Annotated in this window: 11 protein-coding genes; 4 read left to right on the top strand and 7 right to left on the bottom strand. The window is 59.7% G+C overall.

Going from position 1 to position 13,926, the window contains the following annotated elements:
- Nucleotides 1–415: 415 nt before the first annotated feature.
- From cysN to gyrA, 5 genes are all read right to left on the bottom strand, one after another.
- Nucleotides 416–1,828 (bottom strand): sulfate adenylyltransferase subunit CysN, encoded by a 1,413-nt coding sequence (gene cysN, locus B3187_RS04055; RefSeq protein WP_123637236.1) that lies wholly within the window; start codon nt 1,826–1,828, stop codon nt 416–418.
- A 219-nt stretch (nt 1,829–2,047) separates the two neighbouring features.
- Nucleotides 2,048–2,959, bottom strand: a complete 912-nt coding sequence (gene cysD, locus B3187_RS04060) for a sulfate adenylyltransferase subunit CysD (RefSeq protein ID WP_024460003.1) — start codon at nt 2,957–2,959, stop codon at nt 2,048–2,050.
- 103 nt (nt 2,960–3,062) lie between these two features.
- Nucleotides 3,063–5,321, bottom strand: coding sequence for a bifunctional prephenate dehydrogenase/3-phosphoshikimate 1-carboxyvinyltransferase (locus B3187_RS04065; protein ID WP_286804689.1), 2,259 nt, complete (start codon nt 5,319–5,321; stop codon nt 3,063–3,065).
- An 8-nt stretch (nt 5,322–5,329) separates the two neighbouring features.
- Nucleotides 5,330–6,427, bottom strand: coding sequence for a prephenate dehydratase (pheA, locus tag B3187_RS04070; protein ID WP_286804691.1), 1,098 nt, complete (start codon nt 6,425–6,427; stop codon nt 5,330–5,332).
- Between the two features lie 135 nt (nt 6,428–6,562).
- On the bottom strand, nt 6,563–9,133 hold the full coding sequence (gene gyrA / locus B3187_RS04075; RefSeq protein ID WP_024460000.1) for a DNA gyrase subunit A: 2,571 nt from the start codon (nt 9,131–9,133) through the stop codon (nt 6,563–6,565).
- Between the two features lie 266 nt (nt 9,134–9,399).
- Between gyrA and B3187_RS04080 the strand changes: the two genes are divergently transcribed.
- The 4 genes from B3187_RS04080 (at nt 9,400) to B3187_RS04095 (ending at nt 13,024) form a co-directional block, all read left to right on the top strand.
- Nucleotides 9,400–10,728: a TRZ/ATZ family hydrolase gene (locus B3187_RS04080; RefSeq protein WP_286804692.1), complete on the top strand. Its 1,329-nt coding sequence runs from the start codon at nt 9,400–9,402 to the stop codon at nt 10,726–10,728.
- Nucleotides 10,729–10,741: 13 nt separating this feature from the next.
- Entirely contained in the window at nt 10,742–11,446 is a 705-nt protein-coding gene (ubiG, locus tag B3187_RS04085) for a bifunctional 2-polyprenyl-6-hydroxyphenol methylase/3-demethylubiquinol 3-O-methyltransferase UbiG (RefSeq protein WP_286804693.1), read from the top strand.
- A 60-nt stretch (nt 11,447–11,506) separates the two neighbouring features.
- Nucleotides 11,507–12,211: an HAD-IA family hydrolase gene (locus B3187_RS04090; RefSeq protein WP_286804695.1), complete on the top strand. Its 705-nt coding sequence runs from the start codon at nt 11,507–11,509 to the stop codon at nt 12,209–12,211.
- Nucleotides 12,212–12,277: 66 nt separating this feature from the next.
- Entirely contained in the window at nt 12,278–13,024 is a 747-nt protein-coding gene (locus tag B3187_RS04095; protein ID WP_286804697.1) for a YciK family oxidoreductase, read from the top strand.
- 105 nt (nt 13,025–13,129) lie between these two features.
- Here the strand turns inward: B3187_RS04095 and B3187_RS04100 are convergent, their stop codons facing one another.
- The gene (locus tag B3187_RS04100) at nt 13,130–13,495 is read right to left on the bottom strand and encodes a DUF2802 domain-containing protein (RefSeq protein WP_123637232.1); all 366 of its coding nucleotides are present in this window, start codon (nt 13,493–13,495) and stop codon (nt 13,130–13,132) included.
- Nucleotides 13,496–13,498: 3 nt separating this feature from the next.
- On the bottom strand, nt 13,499–13,926 hold a 428-nt coding region (locus tag B3187_RS04105), incomplete at its 5' end, for a chemotaxis protein CheW (RefSeq protein ID WP_286804698.1).

The following is a 13,926-nucleotide window of genomic DNA, read 5'->3' on the forward strand; positions in this document are numbered from 1 at the left end:
TCCCTCCGCTTACGGTCTCACAACCGTACACCCAGCCTCCGCTGTGCCAGATTCACGTTTCGGGAAATAATTGCGTAGGTCGGATTAGCGGAGCGTAATCCGACGTTGACTTTGGCAAAAGATGTCGGATTACGCGCTACGCGCTAATCCGACCTACGGGACTATAACGGCAACTGTAAAATGGTGGATGACAGGGCTGCGCCCTTTATCCACCCTACGAAACACTCTTCTGCTCCGTAAACATCTTGTAGGTGCTATTTCCCGAAACGTGAATCTGGCACTGCGGAGACAGGGTGTATTGTTGCGAGACCGTCACCCGCCTGGACGGCGGGTGATGAGCCCCCATGGATGGGTTCACGGCGTGTCTCGCAACAATACACCCTGTCGCAGCACCCCTGTTCGAAGTAACGAATTCCTACAATTTACTCAAATCCTTGGCATCCCAGTGAGGGAAGTGCTTGCGGACCAGGGCGTTCAGCTCCAGTTCGAATTCGCTGAACTGGTGGTGGCTGGTTTTGGTGCGGCGCAGGCCTTCGATGACCATGCCGGCACCGACGGTGAGGTTGGTCAGTCGGTCAATCACGATGAACGAGCCGCTCATCCGATGATTCGGATAGGCATCCACGACCACCGGCTGACTGAAAGACAGCTCGGATACAGCAATGTCGTTTAATTGCAGCTTGTCCGCCGGCTTGTGCTCCTGAGTGTTCACATCGACCCGGTATTCCAGGTTATCGATATGCCCCGAGACCAGTTTGCTGGCAAATTTGAACAGATACTCTTTGCCCGGCTCGCCCGCGTCTTCGTTCATCCAGACCAGGTGTGCCTTGAGGTGATTGGTCTGCTCCACCTTGTCCGCCGAGTGGACAATCATATCGCCACGGCTGACATCGATCTCGTCTTCCAGGGTGATGGTCACGGCCTGCCCGACAAAGGCTTCCTGCAAATCACCATCGAAAGTGACAATGGATTTGATCTTGCTCTTCTTGCCCGACGGCAACACTTTGACTTCATCACCCACCTTCACGATTCCTGAAACGATGGTGCCGCAGAAACCGCGGAAGTTCAGGTGGGGACGATTCACGTACTGGACCGGGAAGCGGAAGTCCTCGAAGTTGCGCTCGGCCATGACTGGCGCGTTTTCCAGGATTTCCATCAATGTCGGGCCGGTGTACCAGTCGCAACGTTCGCTGCGATTGACCACATTGTCGCCCTCGAGGGCGGACATGGGCACAAACTGAACGTCGGTCATTCCCAACTTTTCGGCAAAGTTGAGGTAATCCGATTTGATGTGGTTGTAGACCTCTTCGCTGAAGCCTTCGAGATCCATCTTGTTCACGGCCACCACGATGTGTTTGATGCCCAGGAGCGACGCAATGTAGCTGTGGCGACGGGTCTGGGTCATGACACCGTGGCGCGCGTCGATCAGAATCACCGCCAGGTCACAGGTGGAGGCACCGGTGGCCATGTTCCGGGTGTACTGTTCGTGCCCCGGGGTGTCGGCGATGATGAATTTACGTTTGGCGGTGGAGAAATAGCGGTAGGCAACATCAATTGTGATGCCCTGTTCGCGTTCGGCCTGCAGGCCGTCCACCAGCAGTGCCAGGTCCACTTTCTCACCGGTGGTGCCGTACTTGCTGCTGTCCGAGCTGATGGATTCCAGCTGATCTTCGTAGATCATTTTGGAGTCGTGCAGCAGGCGGCCAATCAGGGTGCTTTTGCCGTCGTCGACGCTACCGCAGGTGAGAAAACGCAACAGCTCTTTGTTTTCGTGCTGTTCGAGATAGGCGTCGATATCAGTTTCGATCAATTCGCTTTGGTGACTCATGGTGTTCAGTTACCTTGGTCTTGAATTCGTTTTTTCGGGGCCGTCCAGTTGGGCTACGGCGAAGATTTTACGTACGGTAACGGCGGATGCGCTTCGCTTATCCGCCCTACGCAACCTCCTTAGGACGGACAAAACTGAAGGCCGCAACCCCGCAGCCCAACGTAGGGCGGATCGGTCCGACGCTTCGGAGGCCGAAGGCCGCATCCGCCGTAACCCAGCCTAGAAGTACCCTTCCTGCTTTTTCTTTTCCATGGAGCCGGAGCTGTCGTGATCGATCACGCGGCCCTGGCGCTCGGAGGTCTTGGTCAGCAGCATTTCCTGAATGATTTCCGGTAGCGTGGTCGCTTCGGATTCCACCGCGCCGGTCAGGGGGTAGCAACCCAGGGTGCGGAAGCGCACCATTTTCATTTCCGGCTCTTCGCCCGGCTCCAACGGCATGCGTTCATCGTCCACCATGATCCAGGTGCCGTCACGTTCGACCACCGGACGCTTGGCTGCGAAATACAGGGGCACCAGCGGTATGTTCTCAAGGTGGATGTACTGCCAGATGTCCAGCTCGGTCCAGTTCGACAGCGGAAACACGCGAATGCTCTCGCCCTTGTCCACCCGACCGTTGTAGATGTTCCACAACTCCGGACGCTGGTTCTTGGGATCCCAGCGATGGTGCTTGTCGCGGAAGGAGTAAACGCGCTCTTTTGCCCGGGACTTTTCTTCATCGCGACGGGCGCCGCCAAAGGCGGCATCAAACTTGTACTTGTCCAGCGCCTGCTTGAGCGACTGGGTTTTCATGATGTCGGTGTGCTTGGCGCTGCCGTGAGTAAAGGGGCCCACGCCCATCTTCACCCCTTCCTCGTTGATGTGCACAATCAGATCCCAACCGAGTTCCTTCACGCGCTTTTCGCGGAACTCGATCATTTCCTTGAACTTCCAGGTAGTGTCGACGTGCATCAGCGGGAACGGCGGCTTGCCCGGGTAGAACGCCTTCTGGGCCAAGTGCATCATGACCGCCGAGTCCTTGCCGATGGAGTACAGCATCACGGGGTTATCAAACTCCGCCGCCACTTCGCGAATGATATGGATGCTTTCCGCTTCCAGTTGTTTCAGGTGGGTAAGATTGTATTTGTCTGACATTCCGCTCAACACTGTTTGGGGGCGGGACAAGCAGGAGACTCACCCGCCCTTGGGTGACTGGGATTCGAAGTAAGGCGCATTATAGAGTAATGCGCCCCCTCCTTTAATGATCGATTACTTCTAAGGATATTCCGGTCTGTTTGGCCAGTTCCACGAAGGTCGGGAATGAGGTGGCCACATTGGTAGCGTCCTTGACCCGGATTGGCTGGGTGGCCCGCAGCGCCGCGATGGCAAAAGACATCGCAATGCGGTGGTCGTGGTGGGTCTCCACCTCACCGCCGCCCATGGTGCCGCCCTGAATCACAATGCCATCGGGGGTGGGTTTGGCATCGATACCGAAGGTGGTCAGACCGTCCGCCATCGCCTGGATGCGGTCGCTCTCTTTCACCCGCAGCTCTTCCGCGCCGGTCAATACCGTCTCACCCTCCGCACAGGCGGCGGCGATAAACAGCGCCGGAAACTCATCAATCGCCAGCGGCACCTGATCTTCCGGAATGTGGATACCTTTCAGCGGCGCATAGCGAACGCGGATATCGGCTACGGGCTCACCGCCGACGATGCGCTCGTTGCTCAAGGTCAGGTCCGCCCCCATGGCCTTCAGAATATTGATCACGCCCACCCGCGTGGGGTTGATGCCGACGTGGGTCAGCGTCAGGTCGGACCCGGGAGCAATGCTCGCCGCCACCATGAAAAAGGTGGCCGAAGAAATGTCCGCCGGTACTTCAATTTTGGTGGCGGTGAGATGACCGCCGCCGGTGAGCTCAGCCACCGCGCCGTCTTTTTTCACCTCGTAGCCGAAACCGGTCAACATGCGCTCGGTGTGATCACGAGTCGGCGCCGGTTCGGTTACCCGGGTGGTGCCCTGGGCGTACAGCCCGGCCAGCAGAACGCAGGATTTCACCTGAGCGCTGGCCATGGGCAGTTCGTAATCAATACCTTTCAACGCCTGCCCACCCTTGATCTTGAGCGGCGGACGACCGCCTTCAGCGGTATCAACCACGGCCCCCATCTCACGCAGCGGGTTGGCAACGCGATCCATAGGCCGCTTGGCCAGAGATTCATCGCCACTGATTTCGCTGTCAAACGCCTGCCCGGCGAGAATGCCCGACATCAGGCGAATGGTGGTGCCGGAGTTACCGATATACAGCGGCTTCTTGGGCGCTTTCAGGCCATGCAGGCCCACGCCGTGGATTTTGACCCGACCTTCGCTCGGCCCTTCAATCACCACACCCATATCGCGAAACGCCTGTAGCGTCGCCAGAGCATCCTCCCCTTCCAGGAAGCCTTCCACTTCGGTCACGCCATCGGCCAGCGAGCCGAGCATGATCGAACGGTGGGAAATCGACTTGTCGCCCGGCACCCGAATGGTACCGGTCACGGCGCCGCCGGGTTGCAATAGGTAATCTATTTTTCCTGTGGTCATGGCTGGTATGAACGCTCTCTTGGCCAGAATATTGGTGAAATGGTCCCGGGCGGCTTTGGCTCGGGTGAAGACGCCCAGCAGATACTCGCTGTCTTCACGGTCGATGGCCGCGCGCAACCGGGTCAGGTTGTCGATAAACAGATCCAGCGAATCCAGAACCGCGCCCCGGTTCGCTTTCATGATGTCGTGCCACATCACCGGGTCACTGGAAGCGATGCGGGTAAAGTCCCGAAAACCGCCGGCGGCATAGCGGAAGATATTCGGGTTACCGATATCCTCTGCCAGGGTATCAACCAGTGAGTAGGCGATGGCATGAGGTAAATGGCTGGTGGCGCCGAGCACCTGGTCGTGCTCTTCGACGGACATATCCAGCACTTCGGCACCGACGGCCTGCCACAGGGCCCGTACCCGCTCCAGATGCACGGCGCCGGTCTCGGGCAGCGGCGTCAGGATGACGCGGTGGTTTTCATACAGATCCGGGTTGGATGCGGTCACGCCGCTGCGCTCGGAGCCAGCAATGGGATGGCCGAGCACCAGTTGGGCGGGGCTTTGCCCGTAAACCGATTCTGCGGCGGAGCGCACACTGCCTTTGACACTGGCGCCATCGGTAATGGTCACCGCCGGCGATACCTGATCGCGAATGGCGGCCAGTACCGATTCTACCGCCAGGGTCGGCACGGCGATAAAAATGACATCGCCCTCGCCCAATTCGGGTGCGACAGCACTGAGATCATCTACCACCCGATCCACTACGCCCAGCTCAATGGCTTTGCGGCCCGCGTCCGGGCGGCGAACCACCCCGATGGCCTCTCGACAGGCGTGTCGCTGGCGCAATCCCATGGCAAGACTGCCGCCGATCAATCCCAGACCGACCACCACCAGTTTGCCGATGACCGGCGTCGGATCAGTCGCTGTGTGTCCCTCAGAAGTGACCGCCATGACCGCCCTTAAAGAACCGCTTTCGGGTAGGAACCGAGCAACTTCAGGTCCGCCGCCCGCGACGACACTTCGTTGAGCACCTTGCTCACCTCCGCGTCCTGGGCGTGACCACTGAAGTCGATGAAGAATACGTAGGTCCAGGCACCGGTTCGCGCCGGGCGGGATTCCACCCGAGTCAGATCGATATGGTGGCGGTGGAACGGCTCGAGCAGGTTGTGCAGTGCGCCCGGCTCATTGCGCATGGCCACCACCAGGGAGGTTTTGTCATCGCCGCTGGCCGGTACCGATTCGGTCCCGATAATCAGGAAACGGGTGGAGTTGTCCGGCTCGTCTTCGATTTTCTCGGCCAACACTTTCAGGCCGTACAGCTCGGCGGCCATGCTGCCCGCAATGGCGGCGGCATTCCACTCTCCTTTCAGACGCTTGGCCGCTTCCGCGTTGCTGCTGACCGCAATGCGTTCGGCGTTCGGGTAATGCGCATCCAGCCATTTGCGGCACTGGGCTAGCGACTGGGAGTGGGAGTAAATACGGCTGATGTTTTTCACGTGAGTGACATCGGATATCAACAGATTCTGATGAATCCGCAGCTCCACTTCCCCACAAATTTTCAGGTTGGAGGTCATGAAATTATCCAGGGTGTGATTGACCACACCCTCGGTGGAGTTCTCCACCGGCACCACGCCGTAATTGACCGCGCCGGCTTCCACTTCACGGAACACTTCATCAATGGCCGAGAACGGCATGGCAATGGCGGAGTGACCGAAATGCTTGAGCGCTGCCTGCTGGGTAAAGGTGCCCTCGGGCCCCAGAAACGCCACTTTGATCGGCTGCTCCAACGCCAGGCAGGCGGACATGATTTCCCGAAACAGGCGCGCCATTTCCTCGTTGCTCAAAGGCCCCTGATTGCGCTCCATGGCTTTGCGCAGCACCTGGGCTTCACGCTCGGGGCGATAAAAACTTTTCGCCGCCTCTTCCGGGTTTGCGCTCTTTTTGACTTCCGCCACATCTTGGGCGCACTGAGCCCGCTCGGAAATCAGTTTGCCGATCTGATCGTCGATCGAATCAATGCGATCGCGCAGCACCTTCAGTTGTTCAGATTCGTTCATAGAAGCATCGTTTACCATTGAGAAGGCACCCGTTGGGTGCCTGTCGTCGTGTTTGTGCATTGTCGCTTGGACGCTGGGGTGACGGCGGGTGCGGCCTTTGGCCTTACCCGCCCTACACGTACCGTGACAGGTGCATCAGTTTTCGGCGTCGTCCTCTACCAGGGACTCGCCGCTTTCTTCGTCTTCTTCGATGCGCTCCACGCCTTTGACGTGCTCACCTTCTTTCAGGCGAATCAGACGGACACCCTGGGTGTTTCGGCTCAATACCGAAACTTCGTCCACTCGCGTGCGCACCAGCGTGCCCATGTCGGTGATCATCATGATCTCTTCGCCGTCGAGCACCTGCACGGCGCCCACTACCGAGCCGTTACGATCGGTGGTCTGCATGCCGATCACGCCCTGGGCACCGCGCCCTTTGGTGGGGAACTCTTCCACCGGGGTGCGCTTACCATAGCCGTGTTCACTGACCGTCAGCACTTTACCGCCCTCCTGCGGAATCACCATGCCAACCACCTGATACTCGTCGTCCATACGAATACCGCGCACACCACGTGACACACGGCCCATGGAGCGTACGGTGGACTCTTTGAAGCGCACAGTTTTACCGCTACTGGAGAACAGCATCACATCGCAGTCACCATTGGTAATGGCGGTAAACGCCAGCGAATCACCTTCATCCAGCTCGATGGCTTTCAGGCCGACGCTGCGCTGACGGGAGAACTGATCCAGCGGCGTTTTCTTGACCGTACCGCGACGGGTGGCCATGAAGATGAAATGATCCGCGTCGTAATTCTTGACGGGCAGAATCGAGGTGATCCGCTCGTCACTTTCCAGCGGCAACAGGTTCACCACCGGACGCCCACGGGACTGACGCCCTGCCACCGGAATCATGTACACCTTGAGCCAGTAGACTTTACCGGCATTGGTGAAACACAAAATGGTGTCGTGGGTGCTGGCGATCAGCAGGTGTTCAACAAAGTCCTCATCCTTCACCGCCGTGGCCGATTTGCCCATACCACCTCGACGCTGGGATTGGTAATCGTCCAGCGGCTGGGTTTTGGCATAACCATTATGGGAAATGGTCACCACCCGGTTTTCCTCGGCAATCAGGTCTTCGGTGGTCAGATCCAACGTAGAGGCGGTAATTTCGGTCAGACGGTCGTCGCCGTAATCGGTCATCACCTGCTCAAGCTCTTCGCGGATGACTTCCAGCAGACGCTCGGGACGGTTCAGAATATCCAGGAAGCCGGCGATCTGCTCGAGCTTCTCTTCGTATTCGGACAGCAGCTTGTCGTGCTCCATGCCGGTCAGGCGGTGCAGGCGCAGATCCAGAATCGCTTGCGCCTGGGCGGCCGACAGGTAATAGGCGCCGTCGTGCACGCCAAATTCTTTGCCCAGATCTTCCGGCTTGCAGGCGTCGTCGCCCGCCCGTTCCAGGAAGGCGGACATCTGACTGATATCCCAACCCCGGGCCATCAGCCCTTCTTTCGCTTCGGCCGGTGACGGCGAGGCTTTGATCAACTCGATCACCGGGTCGATGTTGGCGATGGCCATCGCCAGACCTTCGAGAATATGCCCCCGCTCGCGCGCCTTGCGCAGCAGGTACACGGTCCGACGGGTCACCACTTCACGGCGGTGACGGACGAAGGCTTCGAGCAGTTGCTTGAGGTTCAACAGCTTCGGTTGGCCATCCACCAGCGCCACCATGTTGATACCGAACACGGTCTGCAGCTGGGTCTGGGCGTAGAGGTTGTTGAGCAGGACTTCGCCGGACTCGTTGCGCTTGACCTCGATCACGATGCGCAGGCCATCCTTGTCCGACTCATCGCGCAATTCGCTGATGCCGTCGATCTTTTTGTCCTTGACCAGCTCGGCGATCTTCTCGATCAGACGCGCCTTGTTCACCTGGTAGGGAATCTCGTGCACCACGATGGTCTCGCGACCGGTTTTCGGATCTTCTTCCACTTCCGCTTTGGCGCGCACGTAGATACGACCACGGCCGGTGCGGTAAGCCTGTACGATACCGGCGCGGCCGTTGATGATCGCCCCCGTTGGGAAGTCCGGCCCGGGGATGTGCTCCATCAGGTCATCAATACTGATGTCTTCGTCGTCTATCAGCGCCAGACAACCACGGACCACTTCTTTCAGGTTGTGGGGCGGAATATTGGTGGCCATGCCCACAGCAATGCCGGAGGAGCCGTTGACCAACAGGTTGGGAATACGGGTGGGCAGCACATCGGGGATGCGCTCGGTGCCGTCGTAGTTGTCGACGTAATCGACGGTTTCCTTGTCCAGGTCCGCCAGCAGGTCGTGGGCGATTTTGGCCATGCGCACTTCGGTATAACGCATGGCGGCGGCGCTGTCGCCGTCGATGGAACCGAAGTTGCCCTGCCCGTCCACCAGCATATAGCGCAGGGAGAACGGCTGAGCCATACGCACCACGGTGTCGTACACCGCCGAGTCGCCGTGCGGGTGGTATTTACCGATGACGTCACCGACCACACGGGCCGACTTGAGGTAGGGCTTGTTCCAGTCGTTCTTGAGCTCGCTCATGGCGAACAGAACGCGCCGGTGCACCGGCTTGAGGCCATCGCGCACATCCGGCAGGGCCCGCCCCACAATTACGCTCATCGCGTAGTCGAGATAGGACTGTTTGAGTTCGTCTTCGATGTTGACGGGTGAAACTTCTTTCGCTAATTCGCCCATGGACTCGCTGAGTTCCTTATTATCAAACGTCGGAGAAGCAACCCTTACCAGAGAGGCCGATAAAGCCCCCTGAGCCGTGCCCAACGGGCCCTCTGGGGCCTGTCGGGGCAGTATCCAGGCTGCCGCACAAAGGGCGGAATACTACCATAAAAACCGGCTAAGGGGGTGATTTCAGGGCGTTTTTCGAGCGAAGAGGGCCTGCATGCCAAGGGCCAATAAGAGTATACTGGCGGCCTTTGGACAAAGTTGTATTCAGGATTCCTTTTATGTCAGCCCCGCAAACCGTCAGCCTGATCATCAAAGCCCGCTGGATTGCGCCCGTGGTGCCGGAAAACCGGGTGTTTGAGCACTGTGCCCTGGTCGTCGATAAAGGCGTCATTCAGGCCCTGGTACCCCAGGAAGAAGCCGACAAACGCTACGACGCCCAACAGGAAATCTTCCTGGGCAACCACCTCCTGATCCCCGGCCTGGTCAATGCCCACGGCCACGCGGCCATGAGCCTGCTGCGGGGCTATGCCGACGATCTGCCCCTGAAACAGTGGCTGGAGGGCCATATCTGGCCCGCCGAGGACCAGTGGCTCAGCGAGGATATGGTGCGCGACGGCACGGAACTGGCCATGGCCGAAATGATCCGCTCCGGCACCACCTGCTTCAGCGACATGTACTTTTTCCCCGAGCAGGTGGCGCAGGCGGCCCAGCAGGCCCACATGCGGGCCCAGGTCAATTTTCCGGTGTTTGACGCCCCCAGCGCCTGGGGCCAGGGCCCGGAAGATTATTTCCGCAAGGGGTTGGCCCTGCACGACGATTTTCGCGCCAGCGAACTGGTCCGGATCGGTTTTGGGCCCCACGCCCCCTACACCCTCTCGGACGAACCTCTGACCCGCATCGCCACTCTGGCCCAGGAGCTGGACGCCCCGATCCATATTCATCTGCACGAAACCGCCCAGGAAGTCAGTGACTCCATTGAGCAGTATGGTAAGCGCCCCATCCAACGACTGGCCGAGCTCGGGCTCTTGTCGCCCCTGACCCAGTGCGTGCACATGACCCAGGTGGACGAGGGCGATATCGAACTGATCCGGGACAGCGGCGCACAGGTGGTTCACTGCCCCGAGTCCAACCTCAAGCTGGCCAGCGGCTTCTGCCCCGCACAGCGTTTGCTGGACGAGGGCATCAACGTCGCCCTGGGCACCGACGGCGCCGCCAGCAACAATGACCTGGACCTGCTGAGCGAAATGAAGACCGCCGCCCTGCTGGCCAAAGCGGTGGCCGGTCGGGCCGACGCTCTGGATGCCCACAGCGCCCTGCGTATGGCCACCCTCAACGGCGCGCGCGCCCTTGGGCTGGACGAGCACATCGGCAGCCTGGAGGTGGGCAAGTCGGCGGATATCACCGCCATCGAGTTGAGCGATTTGCCTTCGCAACCCGTATATCACCCGGTATCGCAACTGGTATACACCAACTGCGGCCACAAGGTCAGCCACGTCTGGGTGGCCGGCAAGGCCCTGCTACTCAGTCGCCAGCTGCAGACCCTGAATGAACGCGAATTGATCGGTAAGGCCCGCTGGTGGGCCAAGCAGATCAAGGGACAACATTAAGCGGAGATCAAACATGAGCAATGTCGACGCGGCTGAAGTCGCCAAATTTGAGGCCCTGGCCAGCCGCTGGTGGGATCGCGAGAGCGAATTCAAACCTCTTCACGACATCAATCCGCTGCGCGCCAACTTTATCGACGAACACTCTCCGGTCGCCGGCCGCAAGGTGCTGGACGTGGGCTGCGGTGGCGGCATTTTGAGCGAAGCCCTGGCCCAACGCGGCGCCGAGGTGACCGGCATTGATATGGGCGAAGCTCCCCTGGGGGTCGCCCGGCTGCATGCCCAGGAGTCGGGATTGACCATCGATTACCGCCAGATCACCGCCGAGGCTCTCGCCGAACAGGACGCTGGTCAATACGATATCGTCACCTGCCTGGAGATGCTCGAGCATGTGCCGGACCCGGCCTCGGTGATCCGCGCCTGCGCCACTCTGGTCAAGCCTGGTGGCCACGTCTATTTCTCGACCATCAACCGCAACCCCAAGTCATTCCTGTTCGCCATCGTCGGCGCAGAATACGTCCTGCGCATGCTGCCGCGCGGCACTCACGAGTTCGCCAAGTTCATTCGTCCGGCCGAGCTGGGCGGCTGGATTCGTGACGCCGGGCTGGACCTTCAGGACATCACCGGCCTGACCTACAACCCGCTGACCCGCACCTACAAACTCGGCAGCGACGTCGACGTGAACTACATGGTCTACTGCCAGCTGGGAGCCGACGCCTGATGCTCAGCGGCGTTCTGTTTGATCTGGACGGCACCCTGNNCCCGCCAGGTGGGCTGACCGATGACCAAAAAGTCCGAGAAAAGCTCAACGATTGAGCACCTTCCAATTCGCGCCGTGATGTTCGATCTGGATGGCACTTTACTGGATACCGCGCCCGACTTTGTGGTTGTCGTAAACCGGCTCCTGGCTGAGTACGACCACCCGCCCCTGGCCGACGCCACCATCCGGCGCAGCGTGTCCAACGGCGCCCGGGCCCTGGTTGAACTCGCCTTTGGCGTCGAGCCGGGCCACCCGGATTTCGAGACCCTACGGACCCGGCTTCTGGCGCTTTACAGCGATCACCTGGCGGTGCACACCGCGCTGTTCCCCGGCCTGCAAACCCTGTTGCAGGTTCTCGGCGAACGGCAGATTCCTTGGGGCGTAGCGACCAACAAACCGGCGGCCTACACCCTGCCCCTCATGGAGCAGTTGGATCTACAGCCCGCCCCCCAGAGCATCATCTGCCCGGACCACGTCACCGAGCGCAAACCACACCCGGAGTCACTGTTTCTGGCCGCCAAGCATCTGGGCTGTGAACCCGAGCATATTCTGTATGTTGGCGATCATCGGCGCGATATCGAATGCGGCCGACAGGCCGGCGCCATCACCATCGCCGCCGCCTATGGCTACATTGAAGACGGGGACGATGTCGACGCCTGGGGCGCGGACTACCGCGTGGACCACGGCCGGGAGATTCTGCCCATTCTGGACACGCTGCTCCGATAAGCATTGGCGCTATCGGTCAACACCCAACCGATCAACACCGAGCGTTACACCGAAAAGAGTTGAACTATGACACTACCGGACAATTACCAACCCGCCCCCAGCCTGCTCAAGGATAAAATCATTCTGGTCACCGGCGCCGGGGACGGTATAGGACGGGTCGCGGCGAAAACCTTCGCCGAACATCGGGCCACGGTGGTATTACTCGGGCGCACCATGGCCAAGCTGGAAAAAGTCTACGATGAAATTGAACAGGCCGGTGGTCCCCAGCCCGCGATTTACCCCATGAACCTCGAAGGTGCCACCGAAAAAGACTATCGCGATCTGTCCGACACCCTGTATCAGGAGTTCGGCAAGCTCGACGGGATTCTGCACAACGCTAGCGACCTGGGTGAGCGAACGCCCATTGCCAATTACGCCACCGACACCTGGCTGCGGGTGATGCAGATCAATGTCAACGCGCCTTTCATGCTGACTCAGGCGCTATTGCCGCTGCTGGAGCAATCCGGAAACGCCAGTATTGTGTTTACCAGTTCCGGCGTCGCCCGGAAAGGCCGCGCTTACTGGGGGGGCTACGCGGCTTCCAAGGCGGCTCAGGACAACCTGATGCAGACCCTGTCGGAAGAGCTGGACGGTGCCTTGCCGATCCGGGCCAACAGCATCAACCCCGGCGCCACCCGCACCCGGATGCGGGCGGCGGCCTACCCGGCCGAAGATCCGCGCACCCTGCCGACGCCCGAGTCGCATATGCCGTTGTATCTGTATCTGATGGGGGAAGATTCTGTGGGCGTGAATGGGGAGATTTTTACGCCGTAGGTGAAGCGAAGGGGTGTTACGGCGGATGCGGCCTGCGGCCTTATCCGCCCTACGGACGCTCCGAAGCGTCGGACCGATCCGCCCTACAGATAGCGCGCGACAGCTTTATCGGTGTTCCTGCATGGCTTGCAGGAGCGAGGCTTCGGCACGGGACAGGCCGCAGCGGCGCGCCACTTCTTCGACGCTGACACCCATGCGGAACAATTGATTGGCTTCGGTGTAGGGCTGCTCCGTTGGTGCGTCGGGCGATCCGCCTGCGCCCTGGGCCAGGCGCTTTTCCATGGCGATCAGGCGATTGCCCATGCCAATGGCGGCGCTATTGGACACCGCCAACTCACTTTCCAGACGACGATGACTGGAGCGTACCTGATCCAACTGGCGGTGGCTGGCCCGCAGCGCCACCAGGGCGACCGCCATCGCCACAACGCTCAACACCAGACTCAAACCAATGGCCAGCAGCATCCAGTTCATCCGTTAAATCTCGTCCAGCTCGGCCCACTCTTCGTTGGTGAGCAGCTTGTTCAGGTCAATCAGGATCAACAGCTCGTCGTTCTTGTGGCACACGCCCTGAATAAACTTGGCACTCTCTTCATTGCCGACATTGGGCGCGGTTTCAATCTCGGACTGATTCAGATACACCACTTCCGCCACACTATCGACCATGATGCCGATCACGTGGTTATCCGTTTCGATAATCACAATGCGGGTATTGTCCGTGACTTCCCCGTCGGCCAGACCGAACCGATGACGGGTATCGATCACCGTGACCACGTTGCCGCGCAAATTGATGATGCCAAGCACATAGGGAGGCGCACCCGGCACCGGCGCAATTTCGGAATAGCGGAGCACTTCCTGCACCTGCATGACGTTAATACCGTACGTCTCGCCGTCCAACCGGAAGG

It is taken from the genome of Marinimicrobium sp. UBA4209 (genome assembly GCF_002381585.1).
Lineage (GTDB): Bacteria > Pseudomonadota > Gammaproteobacteria > Pseudomonadales > Cellvibrionaceae > Marinimicrobium > Marinimicrobium koreense.